This window comes from Photorhabdus viridis (genome assembly GCF_040256935.1).
Classification (GTDB): domain Bacteria; phylum Pseudomonadota; class Gammaproteobacteria; order Enterobacterales; family Enterobacteriaceae; genus Photorhabdus; species Photorhabdus viridis.
Genome location: NZ_JBEJZY010000002.1, coordinates 88,314 through 108,579 on the forward strand (window position 1 = coordinate 88,314; position 20,266 = coordinate 108,579).

19 protein-coding genes are annotated in these 20,266 nt (G+C 44.1%); 10 read left to right on the plus strand and 9 right to left on the minus strand.

The features are described from left to right. The first annotated feature begins 5 nt into the window (after positions 1 to 5). The 5 genes from ABR397_RS01345 (at position 6) to trmL (ending at position 6,336) form a co-directional block, all read left to right on the plus strand. The gene (locus ABR397_RS01345; RefSeq protein WP_350304137.1) at positions 6 to 1,442 is read left to right on the plus strand and encodes a mannose-1-phosphate guanylyltransferase/mannose-6-phosphate isomerase; all 1,437 of its coding nucleotides are present in this window, start codon (positions 6 to 8) and stop codon (positions 1,440 to 1,442) included. After that, positions 1,435 to 2,868, plus strand: a complete 1,434-nt coding sequence (locus ABR397_RS01350; RefSeq protein WP_350304138.1) for a phosphomannomutase — start codon at positions 1,435 to 1,437, stop codon at positions 2,866 to 2,868. Before ABR397_RS01345 ends, ABR397_RS01350 begins: the two co-directional genes overlap by 8 nt. Before the next feature lie 69 nt (positions 2,869 to 2,937). Next, positions 2,938 to 4,410 carry an undecaprenyl-phosphate galactose phosphotransferase WbaP gene (gene wbaP / locus ABR397_RS01355; protein WP_350304139.1) on the plus strand — a complete coding sequence of 491 codons (1,473 nt, stop codon included), beginning with the start codon at positions 2,938 to 2,940 and terminating at the stop codon, positions 4,408 to 4,410. A 340-nt stretch (positions 4,411 to 4,750) separates the two neighbouring features. Then, on the plus strand, positions 4,751 to 5,767 hold the full coding sequence (galE, locus tag ABR397_RS01360; protein ID WP_350304140.1) for a UDP-glucose 4-epimerase GalE: 1,017 nt from the start codon (positions 4,751 to 4,753) through the stop codon (positions 5,765 to 5,767). A gap of 80 nt (positions 5,768 to 5,847) precedes the next feature. Beyond that, on the plus strand, positions 5,848 to 6,336 hold the full coding sequence (trmL, locus tag ABR397_RS01365) for a tRNA (uridine(34)/cytosine(34)/5-carboxymethylaminomethyluridine(34)-2'-O)-methyltransferase TrmL (RefSeq protein ID WP_350304141.1): 489 nt from the start codon (positions 5,848 to 5,850) through the stop codon (positions 6,334 to 6,336). Positions 6,337 to 6,447: 111 nt separating this feature from the next. Here the strand turns inward: trmL and cysE are convergent, their stop codons facing one another. From cysE to ABR397_RS01385, 4 genes are all read right to left on the minus strand, one after another. Further along, on the minus strand, positions 6,448 to 7,269 hold the full coding sequence (gene cysE, locus ABR397_RS01370) for a serine O-acetyltransferase (protein WP_350304190.1): 822 nt from the start codon (positions 7,267 to 7,269) through the stop codon (positions 6,448 to 6,450). A gap of 52 nt (positions 7,270 to 7,321) precedes the next feature. Next, a complete protein-coding gene (gene gpsA / locus ABR397_RS01375; protein WP_350304142.1) occupies positions 7,322 to 8,344 on the minus strand; it encodes an NAD(P)H-dependent glycerol-3-phosphate dehydrogenase in 1,023 nt (340 codons plus the stop codon). After that, the gene (secB, locus tag ABR397_RS01380) at positions 8,344 to 8,820 is read right to left on the minus strand and encodes a protein-export chaperone SecB (protein WP_021324088.1); all 477 of its coding nucleotides are present in this window, start codon (positions 8,818 to 8,820) and stop codon (positions 8,344 to 8,346) included. Before secB ends, gpsA begins: the two co-directional genes overlap by 1 nt. A 71-nt stretch (positions 8,821 to 8,891) precedes the next feature. Continuing rightward, positions 8,892 to 9,329 carry a rhodanese-like domain-containing protein gene (locus ABR397_RS01385; protein WP_350304143.1) on the minus strand — a complete coding sequence of 146 codons (438 nt, stop codon included), beginning with the start codon at positions 9,327 to 9,329 and terminating at the stop codon, positions 8,892 to 8,894. Positions 9,330 to 9,705: 376 nt separating this feature from the next. On the opposite strand from ABR397_RS01385, the gene envC reads away from it, so the two are divergent. Beyond that, on the plus strand, positions 9,706 to 11,013 hold the full coding sequence (envC, locus tag ABR397_RS01390; RefSeq protein WP_350304144.1) for a murein hydrolase activator EnvC: 1,308 nt from the start codon (positions 9,706 to 9,708) through the stop codon (positions 11,011 to 11,013). 31 nt (positions 11,014 to 11,044) lie between these two features. Next, positions 11,045 to 11,929, plus strand: a complete 885-nt coding sequence (locus ABR397_RS01395) for a divergent polysaccharide deacetylase family protein (RefSeq protein WP_407072846.1) — start codon at positions 11,045 to 11,047, stop codon at positions 11,927 to 11,929. Positions 11,930 to 12,010: 81 nt separating this feature from the next. On the opposite strand, the gene tdh is transcribed toward ABR397_RS01395, so the two are convergent. Both tdh and kbl read right to left on the minus strand, forming a co-directional pair. Then, positions 12,011 to 13,036 carry an L-threonine 3-dehydrogenase gene (gene tdh / locus ABR397_RS01400; RefSeq protein WP_350304146.1) on the minus strand — a complete coding sequence of 342 codons (1,026 nt, stop codon included), beginning with the start codon at positions 13,034 to 13,036 and terminating at the stop codon, positions 12,011 to 12,013. A 9-nt stretch (positions 13,037 to 13,045) separates the two neighbouring features. Further along, positions 13,046 to 14,242: a glycine C-acetyltransferase gene (gene kbl / locus ABR397_RS01405; protein ID WP_350304147.1), complete on the minus strand. Its 1,197-nt coding sequence runs from the start codon at positions 14,240 to 14,242 to the stop codon at positions 13,046 to 13,048. Between the two features lie 232 nt (positions 14,243 to 14,474). Between kbl and rfaD the strand changes: the two genes are divergently transcribed. From rfaD to rfaC, 3 genes are read left to right on the plus strand one after another with little or no spacing between them, the layout of a single operon-like run. Continuing rightward, positions 14,475 to 15,413, plus strand: a complete 939-nt coding sequence (rfaD, locus tag ABR397_RS01410) for an ADP-glyceromanno-heptose 6-epimerase (protein WP_350304148.1) — start codon at positions 14,475 to 14,477, stop codon at positions 15,411 to 15,413. Positions 15,414 to 15,423: 10 nt separating this feature from the next. After that, complete coding sequence (rfaF, locus tag ABR397_RS01415; RefSeq protein ID WP_350304149.1) at positions 15,424 to 16,473, plus strand: ADP-heptose--LPS heptosyltransferase RfaF; 1,050 nt, start codon at positions 15,424 to 15,426, stop codon at positions 16,471 to 16,473. After that, a complete protein-coding gene (gene rfaC, locus ABR397_RS01420; protein WP_350304150.1) occupies positions 16,473 to 17,435 on the plus strand; it encodes a lipopolysaccharide heptosyltransferase RfaC in 963 nt (320 codons plus the stop codon). Before rfaF ends, rfaC begins: the two co-directional genes overlap by 1 nt. 44 nt (positions 17,436 to 17,479) lie before the next feature. Here rfaC and ABR397_RS01425 read toward each other — a convergent pair whose 3' ends face one another. The 3 genes from ABR397_RS01425 to ABR397_RS01435 are packed head-to-tail and all read right to left on the minus strand — an operon-like array spanning position 17,480 to position 20,135. Further along, positions 17,480 to 18,223, minus strand: coding sequence for a glycosyltransferase family 25 protein (locus tag ABR397_RS01425; protein WP_350304151.1), 744 nt, complete (start codon positions 18,221 to 18,223; stop codon positions 17,480 to 17,482). A 34-nt stretch (positions 18,224 to 18,257) separates the two neighbouring features. Next, a complete protein-coding gene (locus ABR397_RS01430; protein WP_350304152.1) occupies positions 18,258 to 19,145 on the minus strand; it encodes a GNAT family protein in 888 nt (295 codons plus the stop codon). A gap of 33 nt (positions 19,146 to 19,178) precedes the next feature. Further along, positions 19,179 to 20,135 (minus strand): polysaccharide deacetylase family protein, encoded by a 957-nt coding sequence (locus ABR397_RS01435; protein ID WP_350304191.1) that lies wholly within the window; start codon positions 20,133 to 20,135, stop codon positions 19,179 to 19,181. Positions 20,136 to 20,266 lie beyond the last annotated feature (131 nt).

Below are 20,266 nucleotides of genomic sequence, written 5' to 3' on the forward strand. Positions count from 1 at the left end.
TTGTTATGCGTTCAGTTGTTCCCGTCATCATGGCCGGTGGTTCTGGCAGTCGATTATGGCCTCTTTCCCGCGAGTTATACCCGAAACAGTTTCTTAAACTTGATGGTGAGTTCACCATGCTGCAAACAACAGTGCAGCGTCTGAGAGAACTATCAACAGAATCTCCTTTAGTAATTTGCAACGAAGAGCATCGTTTTCTGGTGGCTGAACAATTGCGTCAACTGGGCAAGCTGGCACACAACATCATTCTCGAACCAATCGGGCGTAATACGGCACCAGCAATTGCACTGGCAGCACTCACCGCTCTTCAAACAGCAAGTGAAAGAGAAGACCCACTATTATTGGTGTTAGCCGCCGATCATGTGATTCGGGATGAAGAAACCTTTATTGATGTGGTGAGACAGGCGATCCCTTATGCTGAGGCCGGTAAACTCGTCACCTTCGGTATCGTACCTACCCATGCAGAAACCGGATATGGCTACATTCGCCGTGGAGTCAGGCAGGAGGATGCCTTCGACGTGATGCAGTTTGTCGAAAAACCTGACGCAATGACCGCAGAACAATATTTACAGAGTGGAGAATATTACTGGAATAGCGGCATGTTTCTGTTCCGTGCCAGCCGTTTTCTAGATGAACTCAAAACGTTCCGACCCGATATTCATTCAGCCTGTGCAGCAGCGGTGGGAACTGTCAATCCCGATCTCGATTTCGTACGAGTAGATAAGTCGGCATTTCTCGCCTGTCCAAGTGAATCGATTGATTATGCAGTTATGGAAAAGACGGCTGATGCCGTTGTCGTTCCTCTGTCTGCTGGCTGGTCCGATGTCGGTTCTTGGTCTTCCTTGTGGGACATATCAGAAAAGGATGATGATGGTAATGTATTCAGAGGGGATGTATTGCAACACAATAGCAGCAGCAATTACGTTTACTCTGAAAACAGCTTGGTTAGTCTTGTCGGCGTAAAAAATTTGGTTGTGGTTCAGACCAAAGATGCCGTTCTAGTTACGGATCAATCTCAAGTACAAGATGTAAAGAAGATTGTCGAGAATCTGAAAGACTCCGGACGTTCAGAGCATCGTTTACATCGGGAAGTCTATCGCCCTTGGGGAAGATACGATTCTATTGATAAAGGGCAACGTTATCAGGTCAAGCGCATTACTGTGAGGCCAGGAGAAAGCCTATCTACCCAGATGCATCATCATCGTGCAGAGCACTGGATTGTGGTTGCAGGGACGGCCCGGGTAACTCAGGGAGATAAATCTTATTTGGTTACCGAGAATGAATCTACTTATATACCTGTGGGAGTTGTTCATACTCTAGAAAATCCGGGTAAGGTTCCGCTGGAAGTAATAGAGATCCAGTCTGGTTCTTATCTAGGAGATGACGATGTTGTCCGCCTCAGTGATCGTTATGGCAGAGTGGAAATAGAAGAAAATGAATAACAAAAAACTGAGTAGCCGGGAGGTCATTGCCACCAGCGGTATCATCTTTGGTACCAGTGGAGCCCGTGGGCTAGTTGTTGATTTTACCCCAGATGTATGCGCCGCTTTTACCCACGCCTTCGTATCGGTAATGCAGAAGCAATATAAGGTAACCCAAGTTGCATTAGCTATCGACAACCGTCCTAGCAGTCCTGATATGGTCATGGCTTGTGCGACAGCCCTTCGCCAGGTTTGCATTGAACCTGTCTATTATGGAGTGATACCAACGCCTGCACTTGCTTATAAGGCAATGCAGGATGGTATGCCATGCATCATGGTTACCGGCAGTCATATTCCCTTTGACCGTAATGGACTCAAATTTTACCGCCCCGATGGGGAAATCAGTAAGGCAGACGAAGAAACTATCCTCTTGACAGAGGTTATTTTTGCCCCCCTTACTGAAATGACATCGCCGATTGTCTTATCAGATGCCGCCGAAGCATATATAAATCGTTACCGCTCTCTGTTTTCCGCAGATCTGCTGGCAGGAAAACGTATTGGTATCTATGAACACTCTAGTGCCGGGCGCGATCTTTATGCCCCTCTTTTCATATCATTGGGGGCGGAGGTTATTTCGCTTGAGCGTACTGATAAATTTGTTCCCATTGATACAGAGGCTGTAGCTGAGGAAGATCGACTTAAAGCCAGAGACTGGTCGGACGAACTTGCTCTGGATGCCATCTTCTCGACTGACGGCGATGGTGATCGCCCGTTGCTAGCGGATGAACACGGGGAGTGGTTGAGAGGTGACATACTAGGGCTATTGTGTGCTGATGCCTTAGGCATCGAAGCTCTGGCAGTACCCGTGAGCTGCAACAGTGCAGTGCAGCGTTGTGGTCGTTTCGCCAGTGTTGTTTTGACCAAAATCGGTTCTCCCTATGTTATTGCCGAATTTGTGTCGCTTTCACATCAGTTTAAACGTATTGCCGGTTTTGAAGCTAATGGCGGCTTCTTGCTCGGCAGTGATGTTGATGTAGGAAACAAAGTATTAGCGGCTCTTCCTACTCGAGATGCACTTTTACCCGCGCTTATCGTATTGAGTGCAAGCAAAGATAAAGGGGTTGCTTCTCTGGTGGGTGCTCTGCCCTCGCGTTACACGCATTCCGACAGGCTTAAAGAATTTCCCGCAACATTGAGCCGCACTATTTTGGATAAAGGAATTCAGGCTCCAGAGCAACTACTGGCTTCATTGGGGCTCGATAATCGCCAAATTATTCATATTGATCTCACTGATGGTTTAAGAATGACCCTTGATAACAATATTATTGTCCACCTGCGTCCATCCGGTAATGCGCCAGAGCTACGCTGCTACGCTGAAGCCGACGATATAGATAGGGCAAAAGAGGCTGTCAGAACCTGTCTGGACGCACTTGCAACCCAAAAATGATTGCAACTTACGGCAAAGTGCTTATTTAGCACTTTGCCGAATACTCTTTCGAATTTAGGTAAATATTATATGGATTCAAAAGCAATGATCCGGCACTCGAAGGACGGACATCTCGAATATGGAAATTATTCAGCATCTGTTAACCGTTTTTCTCTGATGGCAAGCGACTTTCTGGCTATGGCTGGTGCTTTTGTTCTTTCATGGTGGTTTGAAAGTATTCGTACCGATGTTTCATTCTCCCTCGTATTTAAAAACGGATCGGATGTGGCTAGAGCATGGAGTTTTCTGGCAATTGCCTTAGCTGCGCTTCTCTGGTCTTGGGCGCATTTGCGACATTACACTTACCACAAGCCATTCTGGAATGAGCTGAGGGAAACTCTGCTGATGATCATCGGACTGGCCGTGGCCGATTTGGCTATAGTGGCTATCTCTAAGTGGAATTTCTCTCGCTACCAGTGGGCAATGTTCTGGTTGATTATCATGTTCGCCCTGCCATTTTGCCGGTGGCTGACTAAACTGTTACTAGTTAAGCTTAGATACTGGAGTATGCCGACTATTATCATCGGCAGTGGAAATAACGCTCGTGAAGCTTATCTGGCTATATGCAGCGAGCGTTTACTTGGCTTTGGGGTCATAGGCTTTGTTGCTCCAAACAATAATTGTGCTGTCAGTCCGGTGGAAACGCTTCCGCTCTTTCATCTCACTCCTGAGCAGTTGCTTGAAAGGCACCATCAACACAAGATCTTCATCGCTCTTGAGTATGAACAGAACGAACTACAGGACGAGTGGCTGCGTTATCTCTCTGCCCATGGTGTTCGTAATATCTCAGTGATCCCAACCTTACGCGGGGTGCCACTCTATGGCACTGATGTGTCTCACTCTTTTAGCCATGAACTTTTGATGCTGAGGGTTAAGAATAATCTGGCCAGACGGTCATCGAGTATTCTTAAGCGTGGTTTCGATATTGTCGTTTCTTCCCTTCTGTTGATACTCCTTTCCCCTCTGTTTCTTTTTATCGGCTGGAAGGTTTCCCGTGATGGAGCGTCTCCCTTCTATGGTCATGAGCGTATAGGGCAAGGAGAGCGCCGATTTAAATGTTTGAAGTTTCGCTCCATGATTATCAACTCTAAAGAAGTGCTGGAAAATCTGCTCAAGACAGATCAGAACGCCATGGAAGAATGGAAGAAGGATTTCAAGCTCAAGAATGACCCAAGAATCACCCCTATCGGCCACTTTCTGCGTAAGACCAGTCTTGATGAGCTTCCACAGTTGATCAATGTATTAAGAGGGGAGATGAGTCTCGTTGGTCCAAGACCCATCGTTCAGGAAGAACTTGAACGCTACGGAGATGACAAGTCATATTATCTCATGGCGAAACCTGGTATGACGGGACTGTGGCAAGTGAGTGGACGTAACGATGTTGACTATGCGACACGCGTATATCTTGATAGCTGGTATGTAAAAAATTGGGCACTTTGGAATGATATTGCGATTTTGTTTAAAACAGTCAATGTAGTAATTAAACGAGATGGTGCCTATTAATCGTGAGGTAAAACTGTGTGCCATAGTATTTCTATAAATACAGAATATCACTGACAACGGAACAGTTTATTTTCAGGTTCTTCAATAAGAATATTTAAAAAATAAACTTTTAAGCTCGTATTCAGCTTAATCAAATACTATGACTGAAACAGGTTTTATTCAGCGAGTTCCTTTAGAAAATAGCACCCCTCGCGACTTTTATAAATGGGATTTAAATAACAGTTAATATAAAATCTATATACTAAACATTATCTGTCTTTTACCTGAGATAATAAGGGATTGTATTGGTTAGATTATCATGAACTCAGAAATAATTAATAAAGTACACAGGAATATTTAAATGCCAACCCTCATCACCGGCGGAACCGGCTACATCGGCTCACATACAGTATTAGCCCTTTTAGAAAAAGGATCTGATGTTGTTGTTATCGATAATCTCTGCAACTCATCACCAGAATCTCTTCGCAGAGTTGAAAAACTCACTGGCAAATCAGTGAAATTCTATCAAGGAGATGTACTTGATTTAGATTTACTCAATAAGATTTTCCAGGAAAATAACATTGAATCTGTGATTCATTTCGCAGGCTTAAAAGCGGTTGGTGAATCCACCAGAAAGCCACTTGAGTATTATCAGAACAATGTTACTGGTACTTTAGTTTTGTTACAGGCTATGCGTGCCAATGGTGTACATCAACTGATTTTCAGCTCATCTGCAACGGTTTATGGTGATCCTGAATTTGTCCCACTAACTGAAAATGCCAAAGTAGGTGGTACAACCAACCCTTATGGCACCTCCAAACTAATGGTTGAGCAAATTCTAGAAGATTTTGCCGCAGCCGAACCAAGTTTCAAAATCACTAGCCTGAGATATTTCAACCCTGTTGGTGCACACCCATCTGGAATGATTGGTGAAGATCCCAATGGTATCCCTAATAACCTGCTGCCTTATATCACTCAGGTCGCGATTGGTCGTCTGGAATGTTTATCCATTTATGGCAACAATTACCCAACCAAAGACGGTACCGGTGTTCGTGACTATATTCATGTGATGGATTTAGCTGAAGGCCATATTGCCGCGATTGACTATCTGGCTAAACAACAATCTTATGAGGTATTCAACTTAGGCACTGGTACTGGTTATTCTGTACTTGAGCTACTTCATGCTTTTGAAAAAGCAGCAGGTAAAGCAATTCCATACAAGATCACAGATAGACGCCCTGGAGATATTGCTGAATGTTGGTCTGATCCATCCAGAGCTCTCAATACTCTTAGCTGGCAAGCGATACGCAATATTGACGATATGATGCGCGATAGCTGGAACTGGCAGAAGAATAATCCTAATGGTTTTCGTAGCTGAAGAATTGTCACCCTCAATAAATCCTCCTGCATCTCTATCTTATTTCTGCTAATCTGTGCCCCTCGTTTCTGGGGGGCATTATGCTAAACATCGTTTTATTTGAACCTGAAATCCCGCCTAATACCGGTAATATTATTCGTCTTTGTGCCAATACTGGCTTTCAATTACATCTGATTCAGCCTCTGGGCTTTACCTGGGATGATAAACGACTGCGTCGGGCCGGGCTGGATTATCATGAGTTTGCCAATATCAAACAGCATCATGATTATTACGCCTTTTTGGGGAATGAAGGGTTAACTGGAGAATCTTCTGCCCGGCTGTTTGCACTCACCACGAAAGGAACGCCGGCACACAGTGCGGTAAGTTATCAGGATGGGGATTATTTGATGTTCGGGCCGGAAACCCGAGGGTTACCATCTTATGTTCTGGATAATCTGCCACCCCAACAAAAGATCCGTATCCCAATGCTGGCAGACAGCCGAAGCATGAATCTTTCTAATTCAGTTGCTGTTGTGGTTTTTGAAGCCTGGCGGCAATTGGGTTATTCAGGTGCTTTATTGAAAGAGTAATTGCCATTGCTTAAAGTTAATGCCGTGCATCTAATCAATTAAAAGATCACGGCATTTTTGACTATTCAGTTTTGTGAACGATATTTCTCAAACGCGGTTTTATTCACAAAATCAAATCCCATCACCATACTCAAAGCCATTGTTGATACCATTAAAATGTTGGTTCATATCCAATGATGGCTTTTCGCTTTCAGGTTTACCGACAATACGGGCTGGCACACCAGCAGCTGTTGTGTGTGGTGGAACCGAGCGAAGGACGACTGAGCCAGCGCCAATTTTTGCCCCACGACCAATTTCTATATTGCCAAGTATTTTAGAACCCGCGCCAATCATCACCCCTTCCCTGACTTTCGGATGACGATCGCCACCTGTTTTACCTGTACCACCAAGGGTGACGGATTGCAGGATAGAAACGTCATTCTCCACCACCGCCGTTTCACCAATCACAATGCCGGTAGCGTGGTCAAGCATGATGCCACAACCAATCTTGGCTGCCGGGTGAATATCAACACTAAAAGACATCGAGATTTGGTTTTGTAGGTAAATAGCCAATGCTTTACGCCCTTCTCCCCATATCCAATGGGCAATACGATAGGCTTGCAAGGCATGGAATCCTTTGAGGTAAAGCAGAGGCGTTGAGTATTTATCTACCGCAGGATCACGTAAGCGCACCGCTATGATGTCGCGGGCAGCAGAGACTATCATTTTTTGATCTGAGTTATAAGCCTCTTCGACGATCTCTCTGACAGCTATAGCCGGCATAATCGGCGTAGCCAGTTTATTCGCCAGCATATAACTTAGAGCACTACCGAGATTTTCATGCTTGAGTAATGTCGCATGAAAAAAACTGGCTAACATCGGTTCACATTCAGCCAGTGCTCTCGCTTCTGTTCTTATGTTTTTCCAAACTTCGTCCAATTCTTCCAGCGACATGTTTTTTACTCTCACAGTTAGAACCTATCTTTTTTATTAGATTTTTTCTGATTCAAGAGCGTACATTATCGCTCTCGTCCTTTCTGGCTCTTCCTAATAATGCTTGAGCAGCTTCTATCACGTTTTTATTGCAATACAGTATTTGATAGATTTGTTCTGCAATCGGCATTTCCACACCGGCACGTTCGGCCAATGCGCGTACTTCTTTGGTGTTGCGGTAACCTTCAACAACCTGCCCAATCTGATTCTGAGCTTCTTCGACGCTAATTCCCTGCCCCAGCATCATGCCAAAGCGACGGTTACGTGATTGGTTATCTGTACAAGTTAAGACCAAATCGCCCAATCCCGCCATGCCCATAAAGGTTGAAGGATCCGCGCCAAGAGCGGTACCCAGGCGACTCATTTCTGTTAATCCTCGGGTAATCAGCGCAGTACGAGCATTAGCGCCAAACCCCATGCCATCAGATATCCCCGCACCTATAGCAATCACGTTTTTTACGGCGCCACCAAGTTGAACGCCAATAAAATCAGGATTTTTATAAACACGGAAGCTTTTGCCACAGTGGAATAGTTGCTGAAGTTCATCACTAAAAGCAGATTCAGTGGCTGAAATCGCTATCGCTGTGGGTAAACCCGCCGCTAATTCTTTCGCAAAGGTTGGGCCAGAAAGCACCGCCAACGGTATTTTGTCGCCTAATATCTCTCGGGCCACGTCCTGCAATAACCGACCAGTATCCGCTTCCAAGCCTTTAGTTGCCCAAACGATCCGCGAATCAGGCAGCAGATGGGGTTTTACTTGTTTTAATACTTCACCAAACACATGGCTGGGAACCACAACAAGAATGTTGCGGCTTGCTGTCAGTGCTTTTGTCAAGTCTGTTTCAAGCAATAAGCTGTCAGGGAAGGAGACATCCGGCAGAAATTTCTGATTGCAACGTGCCTGTTGCAATGCCTGAATATGCTCTGGGTCATGCCCCCAAAGCACAACATCATGACCATTACGTGCCAAGGTAATGGCTAATGCGGTGCCGTATGAACCGGCACCGATAACTGTCATAGAAACAGTACTATTCATTAAGCTTCCTGTTGAGCTTGTTCATCATTCTGAGGCTGTTCTGCCTGCTGTTGCAGGTAGTTCATGAACAGAGCATCAAAGTTTACCGGAGCCAGGTTGAGTTGCGGGAAGGTACCACGACTCACCAAGCTGGTGATGCATTCACGGGCATATGGGAACAGGATATTCGGACAATATGCACCTAGGCAATGAGCCAGCTGAGTTCCTTCGATACCTTCAATAGAGAAAATACCGCCTTGCTGTATTTCACACAGGAATGCCGTCTCTTCTCCCAAAGCTGCCGTCACAGTTACACGCAGAACAACTTCATAAACCCCCTGTGCCAACTCACTGGAAGCCGTATCCAGATCGAGCTTTACTTCCGGCTGCCATTCCTGTTGGAACACCTGCGGTGCGTTTGGCGCTTCAAAAGAGATATCTTTGGTGTAGATACGTTGGATCTGGAAAGCCATTTCTGTGTTGTTTTGTTCTGACATAATAATTGCTACCTTTAGATGTCCTTATTAAATTTTTTTTACGTGAATGTCTCCACTCACACCCAAAATGATTACTTTTTACCACGCGCCAATGGTAAGTTTTCGCCTGTCCAACCCACCAGACCTTCTTTCAGGGAACATACGCGTTCAAAACCAGCACGGAGAAGATTCTCTGCCGGGGTACGCGATTCAGTGCCATTCGCTGAAACAACAATCACCGGCTGCTTTTTATGTTTTTCCAACTCAGCCAGGTTGTTGTCTTTAATTTCAGATGGGGTCAGGTTTATTGAACCAATGATATGCCCTTTGCGGAAATCTTCACGGGAACGTAAATCCACGACGATGGCTTCTTCTTTATTGATCAGATTAATCGCTTGTGCACGGGTTATCTCTTTAGTTTTAGAGAAGAGACTGTTCATCGTAGTCACAATAACGGCAACCAGCAGCGCAATCCAGATGAGGCTTAACATCATGTGCTGATTAATAAATTGCATGATTTCTTGCAGCATGGGGGCAAAAACTCCCGTTGGTTATTAACAAATATCTAAGTCTTCAGAGTATACCTTTGTGCTGCGTCAATTACAGCCAAATAGCACAAGCGCAATGCAAATTTTGCGGAGAGTTTCGAGAAAAAATAAAAATACGCTGGAAATGGAACACGTTAAGTACACGATCAGAAGATTCTCTGCCACACTGAATGAATACAGGAATTTAAGCAATAAATAGGCTAAAGTGGCTAATGTGCCCAGTTATTATCTGATTTCAACGTTGAAACCATATTATCCGGACTATCCGGAAGTATAAAAAATCAGCACAGTATCTGGTAACCAATTGTTCAACATGAAATAATCTGATGCTATACAGTCGCAAGGTATATTTATAGAAATGGCAAATAACAAGGAAATACCTGGCCGTAATTATCGGTTCAATCAGAACTCATGGCAGAATAAAATTCGTGCCTTATTGTTCTGTGCTTTCCTGTCCGCTGTTTTCAGCTTTCATACCTTTGCCAATCAGATTATCGACAATAAAAATCAGCTTAAAAATATTCAGCAAGACATTGCAGAGAAAGAGAAGAGCGTGCAACAACAACAGCAAAAACGCAGTACGCTGTTGAGCCAACTGAAAGATCAGGAAAATACAATTTCTAAGGTTGGCCTCTCTCTGCACAGTACCCAAACTCAACTCAGTAAGCTGCATAAAGAGATTGCCGCGCTTAATGCCAATATCAAGAAACTGGCGAAACAACAAACAGCGCAACGGGATATGCTGGCACGTCAATTGGATGCCGCTTTTCGTCAAGGGCAGCATCAAGGGCTTGAGCTCATGTTCAGAGGTGAGGAAGGCAAGAGGGGGGAGCGCATCCTCGCTTACTATAGTTACCTTAATCAAGCCCGCCAGGATACTATTGTTAAGCTTGAGCAAACTACCGTTGATTTAACTGAACAAAAAAAACTTGAGCAGCAAAAACAGGAAGAGCAGAAACAAGTTCTGACGGAACAACAACAACAAAAGCAGCAGATGGAAGTGGCCCGCAGCGCCCGGCAGAAAACCCTGACTGAACTGGAGTCTTCCCTGAAGAAAGACCAAAAAAGTCTCGCTGAACTAAAACAAAATGAAACCCGCCTACGGGATAAAATTGCCAAGGCAGAACGGGAAGCGAAAGCACGTGCTGAACGGGAAGCCAGAGAAGCTGCGCGTGTTCGTGCTCAGATTGCGGCGAAACAGAAACAAGCGCAGAAAAAAGGTTCCAGCTATAAACCCACTGAAGATGAACGCGCATTAATGGCGCGGACGGGTGGCCTTGGCCGTCCGGCTGGTCAGGCAATCTGGCCTGTCCGCGGCAGGGTAATACATGAGTTTGGTGAAGCACTGCAAGGTGAACTGCGCTGGAAAGGCATGGTGATTTCTGCCACAGAAGGCACTGAAGTCAAAGCGATATCCGATGGCCGGGTACTGTTGGCTGACTGGTTGCAAGGCTATGGGCTGGTTGTCGTTGTAGAGCACGGTAAAGGCGATATGAGCCTTTATGGCTATAATCAGAGCGCTCTGGTCAGTGTCGGCCAGCAAGTTCGTGCCGGGCAACCCATTGCCCTAGTCGGCAACAGTGGCGGTCAGGAACAACCCGCCCTGTATTTTGAAATCCGTCGTCAGGGTAGAGCGGTAAACCCACAACCTTGGCTTGGGAGATGATCAGGTGAGACAACACAAGTTTACAAAACTCATTGGCACTATCGTCCTGTTACTCTTGAGCTTGCAAGCCAGTGCTGCCCGTCTGGCAATTGTTATCGATGACTTTGGCTATCGTCCTCATAATGAAAACAAAATATTGCAGATGCCTGTTGCGGTTTCTATCGCAATTCTGCCGGACTCTCCCCACGGCAGGGAAATGGCTGAAAAAGCCCATAAACAAGGACGGGAGATTTTAATCCACCTGCCAATGGCGCCTTTAAGTAAGCAACGGTTAGAACCGGATACTCTCCAGCCCACAATGAGCAGTGAAGAGATTGATCGCATTATTCAGCGCGCAATACAGAAGGTCCCTTATGCGGTAGGAATAAATAACCATATGGGCAGCGCGATGACGTCAAGCTTGCCGGGAATGCGGAAGGTTATGCGCTCGCTGTCCCGCTATGAGCTTTATTTTCTCGATAGTGTGACGATTGGAAATACTCAAGCAACAAAGGCAGCACAAGGCACTCCTGTTCGCGTTATCCGCCGCAATATTTTTCTGGATGATGTGCAGTCAGAAGCGGAAACCCGCTATCAGTTAAACCGGGCAATTTCCATTGCCCGTAAGAATGGTTCAGCTCTTGCTATCGGTCATCCTCATCCGACAACTATTCGCGCATTACAACAGATACTGCCAACGCTTCCCGCTGATATTGAATTGATCAGCCCAAGGATGCTGTTAAGTAGCACATCTGTTGGCGACAATCACCGTAAATGGGGCGGGCAGTGTGAAATAAAAGAGGTGCCAACGACGGTTACCACCCAAGACTATCTGGCGGTCATTAGTAATACTCTGGTTGATAACCCTGTTGTGAATACAATGAGCCAACATATCCGGAAACTGGCTGGCGATAAATCTCAGGGTAGAACAGAATAAAAAGTCATCCAAAAAAATGACTAATAAAACAGGCGCCCAAAAAACGGCAAGCGCCTGTTAATTTTAGTAGTAATTTATTGATTAATCCCAGCTCAGAATAACTTTACCAGACTGCCCTGAACACATCGTGTCAAAGCCTTTCTGGAAGTCATCAATAGAGAACCGATGAGTGATAATCGGGGTTAGATCCAAGCCAGATTGGATCAATGTCGCCATTTTGTACCAGGTTTCAAACATCTCACGGCCATAAATGCCTTTAATAAACAATCCTTTGAAAATCACCTGACTCCAGTCGATTGCCATATCTGATGGTGGAATACCCAACAGTGCGACACGGCCACCGTGATTCATGGTATTCAATAAGGTACGAAACGCCGCCGGTGCGCCGGACATTTCCAAACCAACATCAAAACCTTCAGTCATGCCTAACTCTGCCATGACATCTGTCAGATTTTCCTTGCTGACATTCACTGCACGGGTAACCCCCATTTTGCGGGCCAGTTCAAGGCGATATTCGTTAACGTCGGTAATCACAACATGGCGCGCGCCAACATGTTTACACACTGCCGCAGCCATAATACCAATTGGGCCTGCACCGGAAACCAGCACATCTTCACCAACCAGATCAAAGGAAAGCGCGGTATGAACAGCATTGCCAAATGGGTCAAAAATAGAAGCCAGTTCATCAGAGATGTTATCTGGGATTTTAAACGCATTAAACGCAGGGATAACCAGATATTGAGCAAAACAACCCGGACGGTTTACCCCAACACCGATGGTATTACGGCATAAGTGAGTGCGGCCACCACGACAGTTACGACAGTGACCACAAGTGATATGCCCTTCGCCAGACACCCGGTCGCCAATCTTAAAACCTTTCACTTCCTGACCAATAGCAACCACTTCACCCACATATTCATGACCCACAACCATGGGTACAGGAATTGTTTTTTGCGACCAGTCATCCCAGTTATAGATGTGTACATCCGTACCACAAATCGCCGTTTTACGGATTTTGATCATCACATCATTGTGCCCCAGTTCCGGCTCGGGTACATCGGTCATCCAGATGCCTTCTTCTGCTTTTAACTTTGACAATGCTTTCATAGAGATGCCTTATGCAATTACTTTTAATTGCTTACCAATTCGCGTGAACGCCTCAACCGCGCGTTCAATTTGCTCTTCCGTATGTGCCGCTGACATTTGCGTGCGGATACGGGCCTGATTTTTAGGTACTACCGGATAGAAGAAACCGGTGACGTAAATGCCTTCTTTCAGTAATTCTGCGGCAAATTCCTGCGCCAATTTTGCATCGCCTAACATGACCGGGATGATCGCGTGATCAGCACCTGCCAGAGTGAAACCCGCCGCGGTCATTTTTTCACGGAACAAGTTGGCGTTCTTCCACAAGCGATCACGTAATGCATCACCCTCTTTCAGCATATCCAGCACTTTAATGGATGCCGCGACAATCGCCGGAGCCAGTGAGTTGGAGAACAGATATGGGCGTGAACGCTGGCGCAACCACTCAACAACTTCTTTACGCGCCGCAGTATAGCCGCCGGAAGCGCCACCCAGCGCTTTACCTAATGTGCCGGTAATGATGTCAATACGATCCATGACGTCACAATATTCGTGCGTACCCCAACCATGCGCACCAACAAAACCTACGGCATGGGAGTCATCCACCATCACCATTGCACCAAATTCATCCGCCAGATCACAGATAGATTTCAGGTCAGCAATGACGCCATCCATAGAGAACACACCATCTGTTGCAATCACAATATGACGCGCGTTATCTGCTTTTGCTTGCTCCAATTGTGCTCTCAGTTCCTGCATATCATTATTGGCATAGCGATAACGCTTTGCTTTACATAAGCGGACGCCATCAATAATAGAAGCGTGGTTCAGAGCATCCGAGATAATGGCATCTTCCGGCCCAAACAGTGTTTCAAATAAACCGCCATTAGCATCAAAACAAGAAGAATAAAGAATGGCATCTTCCATACCCAAAAATTCTGCCAGTTTTTTCTCCAGCGCTTTATGAGTATCCTGAGTCCCACAAATAAAGCGAACAGATGCCATACCAAAACCGTGGCTATCCATTCCCGCTTTAGCGGCAGCAATAAGATCAGGGTGATTAGCCAAACCTAAGTAGTTATTTGCGCAGAAGTTAATAACGTGGCTGCCATCGGCTACAGCAATGTCAGCATTTTGGGCAGAAGTGATGATGCGCTCATTTTTAAATAACCCTTCAGAATGGGCTTGCTCTAATTGTTCATTAATTTGCTGATAAAATGATGCTGACATTTATTTTCTCCTGATTTAAGTGAAGGGTCGTTACATATTTTACTCATTGATCAGGCAACTGACGACTCTATCAGGCATTTAATATTAACTTTGCTGTATCCGTCACGTCATGCAACCTGAATGACCATAATATTTCAGTATATTCCCCTGCTTAAGCTGCTGTCGTCATAGATGTTAGATGTTATTATAGAAGCAATTTGCTTCATTAACCCGATTGATAGAGGTGAGTCTGATGATCATTGTCACTGGCGGTGCTGGATTTATTGGCAGCAATATTGTCAAAGCACTAAATGACGAAGGATATAAAGATATTCTGGTCGTAGATAATCTGAAAGATGGTACTAAGTTCGCCAATCTGGCTGACCTGGATATTGCTGATTACATGGATAAGGAAGAGTTTATTGTTAGCATCCTGGCCGGTGATGATTTAGGTGATATTGACGCTGTTTTCCATGAAGGCGCTTGCTCATCCACAACCGAGTGGGATGGTAAATATATGATGGATAATAACTATCAATATTCAAAAGAGTTGCTGCACTATTGCCTTGAACGTGGAATTCCTTTCTTGTACGCCTCTTCCGCAGCAACCTATGGTGGACGCAGTGATAATTTTATTGAGGAACGTCAATATGAAAAACCTCTCAATGTTTACGGCTACTCTAAGTTCCTGTTCGACCAGTATGTCCGGGAGCTCTTGCCTCACGCTGATTCCCAGATTTGTGGTTTCCGTTATTTCAATGTGTATGGGCCACGCGAAGGGCACAAAGGCAGTATGGCCAGTGTGGCATTCCATCTGAACAGTCAAATCAATCAGGGGCAAAACCCCAAACTATTTGCCGGCAGTGAAAGCTTTCAACGTGATTTTATCTATGTTGGTGATGCCGCTGCGGTTAATCTGTGGTTCTGGAAAAACGGCGTCTCCGGTATTTATAACTGTGGAACAGGTCGCTCTGAATCTTTCCAGGCAGTTGCAGATGCGGTTGTTGAATTCCATAAAGATAAATCACCAGCCGTTGAGTACATTAATTTTCCTGAACATTTGAAAGGCCGTTATCAGCGCTTCACTCAGGCAGATCTGACTAAACTTCACGCGGCTGGTTATGATAAACCATTCAAAACAGTCGCCGAAGGCGTCACGGAATATATGCATTGGCTTAATCAGGATAAATAACCTACTCATTATGAAAATATTGGTGATCGGCCCTTCGTGGGTGGGTGACATGATGATGTCGCAGAGCCTTTACCGGACATTCAAGGCCCTGCACCCTAATGCAGAAATTGATGTAATGGCTCCAGCCTGGTGCCGTCCGCTACTGGCAAAAATGCCGGAAGTCAATCAGACACTGGCAATGCCATTAGGCCATGGAGCACTGGCATTGGGAGAGCGCCGTCGTCTTGGCGTCGCACTGCGTGAACATAAATATGATCGCGCTTATGTGCTGCCAAACTCTTTTAAATCTGCGTTGGTGCCTTTCTTCGCCAATATTCCTCTGCGTACCGGCTGGCGCGGTGAAATGAGATATGGATTGCTCAACGATATTCGTATATTGAATAAAGAGGCTTTCCCATTAATGGTTCAACGCTATATCGCATTGGCTTACGATGCAAAACTCAGTAGCGCTACGGAGCTTCCTCAACCATTACTGTGGCCTCAGTTGGCTGTCAGTGATGAAGATGTTGCTGAATCTACCGCGGCATTCAATATTTCTGATCACCGGACGATTATCGGTTTCTGTCCCGGAGCAGAGTTTGGCCCGGCAAAACGTTGGCCGCACTATCATTATGCCGCGTTGGCTCAACAGCTTATCACTAAAAAGGGATATCAAATTCTGCTGTTTGGTTCCGCCAAAGATCATGAAGGTGGAGAAGATATCCGCAAGTCACTGACTGAAGAAACCCGTGAATACTGCATCAATCTTGCCGGACAAACATCTCTTGAGCAGGCGGTCAATATTATTGCGGCCTGTGATGCTATTGTGACCAACGATTCCGGTTTGATGCATGTCGCCGCGGCACTCAATCGCCCTCTCGTTGCACTCTACGGCCCAAGCAGCCCAGATTTTACTCCGCCATTGTCTGATAAAGCAGAAGTTATCCGCCTTATTACTGGCTATCATAAGGTCAGAAAAGGTGACAGTGCACACGGCTATCATCAGAGTCTGATTGATATTCAACCAGAGCAGGTTATAGCTTCTCTGGATAAATTATTACAAGCGGAGAACCAGGATTAATGCGGGTTTTACTGGTTAAGACTTCTTCCATGGGAGATGTACTTCACTCTCTCCCCGCACTGACTGATGCAGAAAAAAACCTGCCTGGCGTCCGTTTTGACTGGGTGGTAGAAGAAGGATTTGCACAAATTCCCGGTTGGCACAGTGCAGTCGATCAAGTTATTCCTGTTGCTATTCGCCGCTGGCGTAAGAACTGGTTTGGTAAAGAGATCCGCGCAGAACGCCGTTTATTTAAAGAAAAACTAAAATTACATCATTATGATGCCATTATTGATGCTCAGGGGTTATTAAAGAGTGCATTTCTGGTCACTCGATTAGTTCATGGCCCTAAACATGGTTACGACCGTAAAAGTATCCGTGAGCCATTAGCGAGTTTTTTTTATGATTGCCGCCATGCAGTCAGCAAGCAGCAACATGCCGTAGAACGTATCCGCGAGCTGTTTGCTGTCAGCCTGGGTTATGCTAAACCCGCAGAGCTGGGCGATTATGGTATTGCCCGTCACTTTTTAAAGCAGCAATCAGAAAATCAAGGGAATTATCTGGTCTTTCTCCACGCCACTACCCGTGATGAAAAACACTGGCCGGAAAGCCATTGGCGTCAGCTTATTGCTGAGATTCAGCCGACTGGTATGCGAATTAAACTTCCCTGGGGAGCAGAACATGAGCACCAACGTGCATTGAGGCTAGCGGAAGATCTCCCTCATGTGGAAGTTCTGCCAAAACTGACGTTAGCACAAGTCGCTCAGGAATTGGCGGGGGCACAAGCTATTGTCTCTGTTGATACTGGCCTGAGCCACCTCACCGCCGCACTGGATCGCCCTAATATTACGCTGTTTGGCCCAACCGATCCGGGCCTGATCGGAGGATACGGCAAGGAACAGATATCCTTGAAAGCAGAAGATGGGAATATCAAATGTATTACGCCATCAAAAGTACTCTCCTATCTCCGGCAAAAAATATAAAATTAGTTTCAAAATACTGGTTAAAGGGTACCTTTAGCCAGTATTCAATCTTTTTTAATTTTATATATTTTTCTAACAAAGACTTTCCATAATATATTTTTAATCTTTACCGAAAAGGGCCTTCTTTTCCTTATTTCTTTCCAAATTTTTCCTGCCTTAATATTATGCTCACTATCTCTCCCCGATATGGTTGTATTAACAGCATCCTCACTTTCTGTAACCAAAACGGGCACTGTACAACATAATTTTATAACTCCATTTTCCCTGAAAAACGGCCAGCGATCTGCAACCAGCCATACAGGATAAAGAAAAGCAATGAAGTTTTTAGCTGCCTGATTATTCAATACATAACCACAGGTTAATGAAGCGTTCAATACCGATTTAATATCCACACCACAAGGAAGCTTATATTTGGAGTGTTCAAAATATTGACTGGCTTTACTCAAAAGAATAGTAGAAGGGGCTATTATCTTTTCTTGCTGAATTTCATTTAAGAATGTAGGCAATCGTTCATTTAAGATAACATCATCCTCTAATATTAATGCCATAGGAATATTATTTTCAACTATATTCCTGTAGATTTTTATATGACTTAAAGCACACCCAATCTCACCAGGCGTTATAGCATCACTTAATTCTCTTGTTTGTCTCTGTAACTCCTCCTGTGATAACAGGCGGCCATCAACGGCTTCAATAAATTCATAATCTAAGTTTAGTTTAATACATTGTTCTTCTATTCTTTTCCTTCTCTCTGTAGAATGTTTAAGGTTAACAATAAAAGTTTTCATATCCTGTGCTAATGCTCCATTATTATCATAACAATTAAGGGAAAATCACTCTTTGTAAGTTGTCTCTATTACACCACCTATTTTTATATTCAAATGTTGGCCGTCCGAAACTAAATCTCATCTCTAAATTATTTTCACGACTATATTCAATAGCATCCTTAACATTAACCCATGTAGAAACCGTTCCTAGCGATAGATTTGGATAACTCAAATCCATTCCGCTATTAACGTAGTCATAGCAAATCCATTTTTCACATTGTTTTTTAACAATAAATTGCATTGCGCAAGGATTTCCTTCTAACCATAAAATATTGCCAAAATTTATAGAGGGTATTTCTTCAAGAATTTCCTGTATTTCACTTTTATATGCATGTTCATTCCTGCGTTTAAAATAGAGATAATCATAAATATCTGTTAATTCTTTCGCATCATAATGATCAACATTAACAACACTACCCCCACTTTTTATAAAACGATTCAACTCTCTATTTCTTGTTTCTCTTGTTTTCCTAGAGATATCCTTAACCAGACAGATCTGTCTTTTAGAATTTAATTTATCCGAGCAGTTAATAGTATTAACTTTATTTTTTGACGACATAAACTTTGATTTAAATGGAATAATAGATCTAACATTCGATCTAATCGGCAATATTATCTCATCAAAATTAAGTGGATATCTGTTAATCCCTTCTTTAATGACAATTTTCTGCTCACCAGCGAGGTAACGATCTCTCCAGCTACAGATACCACCAATGATATTCCCAGAACTATCTCTTTTTATATAGAATTTCTCATTTAGCTGAAAACGCTTATGGAAAAAATCCAAGACTTTTGGAGAAGTGATCACACTTCCTCCATATAAATTATAAGCCTCTCGATAATCACTGAAAGAACCTAATTTCCAACCGAAATTCAGTAGCATCTGTTAATCCTGTCAATTTTATTTTCTCAATTATTATGACTTCTTTAACTGGTAATATTCAGCCAATGTCATCCCTTGAACCCGAGATTTCAAATAGTTAAATAATTCCTCCAAATCCTGATAAAGATTCTCAATTTGTTCTTCATTTTTAAATGTCGGGCTACCACCAGGCATAAATTCAGATGAATGCAGCATAAATTCAACATAATCGCCGCCTTCTGCCAATGTTTGCTGAATAACTTTCTTCATTTGCTCCAGATTACCGCCTTTTGGCCGTAACCAGTTAACCGAAGGAGAACGCTGCTTTCCACGCAAATTATCGTATTTCTGTTTCAGGGAGTTCATCAACGGAGAGTGCTTATACTGGATGCTCATTGGTACTTCCAGCAAAGAAGAACGGCCTTCTTTGGCGATATCCTGCAAATCCATAAAATAGGCATAAGATGGAAAGTGGCTATAATCAGTTCCACCGTTACCATTAGGATCACCTTTTGTGAAACGCCAATTAACCCGCGGCGTTACCGAACAATCGACTTGATAACCATATTCCACCAACAATTCAGCATAATATTCATTAAATGCCCAACGACCCGCCCGATGGCTCAACATTTTAGTTTGTAGTTTATCTTCTAATAACTGAGTCATTAGACCAACTTTGGCTCTGACTTGTTCTTTTGGAAATTCAATCAGATAAGGTTTATAGCGCATATCATCGTCGGTAAGAGGAACAAGAGGGGGATTATTCCAGGCATGTAAATGCATACCTATTTCACCTTGACCTCTGGCAATAACATCTTTAGCAAAGTCAATGTATAAATCATCCATAGCCATCTCATAGTTCGTCAACCAAACTGGTTTAAAACCAAAACGTTCACATAGACCCTGAAATCTTGGTAAATAACGCGTATTTTCTGTTGAAATCTGGCTGTGGTTTTGCCACAGGTCATCACCTTCAGTATCAATCGTGATAATAAATGCAGGTAAAGTCATTAGAGATGTGCCCAAAACAAACCCAAAATAATGGCGTTATGGTACGCAGGTCAGCGATACAGCGCAATTAACTTATCGCTAAAAGAGTAGCTATGTGCAACTTTATTTACTCAGAATAAACAATTAGTTAG

Bases quoted from the DNA above. Each gene is read 5' to 3' on its own strand.
- ABR397_RS01345 (WP_350304137.1), top strand. From the start codon at position 6: ATGCGTTCAGTTGTTCCCGTCATCATGGCCGGTGGTTCTGGCAGTCGA.
- ABR397_RS01350 (WP_350304138.1), top strand. From the start codon at position 1,435: ATGAATAACAAAAAACTGAGTAGCCGGGAGGTCATTGCCACCAGCGGT.
- wbaP (WP_350304139.1), top strand. From the start codon at position 2,938: ATGGATTCAAAAGCAATGATCCGGCACTCGAAGGACGGACATCTCGAA.
- galE (WP_350304140.1), top strand. From the start codon at position 4,751: ATGCCAACCCTCATCACCGGCGGAACCGGCTACATCGGCTCACATACA.
- trmL (WP_350304141.1), top strand. From the start codon at position 5,848: ATGCTAAACATCGTTTTATTTGAACCTGAAATCCCGCCTAATACCGGT.
- cysE (WP_350304190.1), bottom strand. From the start codon at position 7,269: ATGTCGCTGGAAGAATTGGACGAAGTTTGGAAAAACATAAGAACAGAA.
- gpsA (WP_350304142.1), bottom strand. From the start codon at position 8,344: ATGAATAGTACTGTTTCTATGACAGTTATCGGTGCCGGTTCATACGGC.
- secB (WP_021324088.1), bottom strand. From the start codon at position 8,820: ATGTCAGAACAAAACAACACAGAAATGGCTTTCCAGATCCAACGTATC.
- ABR397_RS01385 (WP_350304143.1), bottom strand. From the start codon at position 9,329: ATGCTGCAAGAAATCATGCAATTTATTAATCAGCACATGATGTTAAGC.
- envC (WP_350304144.1), top strand. From the start codon at position 9,706: ATGGCAAATAACAAGGAAATACCTGGCCGTAATTATCGGTTCAATCAG.
- tdh (WP_350304146.1), bottom strand. From the start codon at position 13,036: ATGAAAGCATTGTCAAAGTTAAAAGCAGAAGAAGGCATCTGGATGACC.
- kbl (WP_350304147.1), bottom strand. From the start codon at position 14,242: ATGTCAGCATCATTTTATCAGCAAATTAATGAACAATTAGAGCAAGCC.
- rfaD (WP_350304148.1), top strand. From the start codon at position 14,475: ATGATCATTGTCACTGGCGGTGCTGGATTTATTGGCAGCAATATTGTC.
- rfaF (WP_350304149.1), top strand. From the start codon at position 15,424: ATGAAAATATTGGTGATCGGCCCTTCGTGGGTGGGTGACATGATGATG.
- rfaC (WP_350304150.1), top strand. From the start codon at position 16,473: ATGCGGGTTTTACTGGTTAAGACTTCTTCCATGGGAGATGTACTTCAC.
- ABR397_RS01425 (WP_350304151.1), bottom strand. From the start codon at position 18,223: ATGAAAACTTTTATTGTTAACCTTAAACATTCTACAGAGAGAAGGAAA.
- ABR397_RS01430 (WP_350304152.1), bottom strand. From the start codon at position 19,145: ATGCTACTGAATTTCGGTTGGAAATTAGGTTCTTTCAGTGATTATCGA.
- ABR397_RS01435 (WP_350304191.1), bottom strand. From the start codon at position 20,135: ATGACTTTACCTGCATTTATTATCACGATTGATACTGAAGGTGATGAC.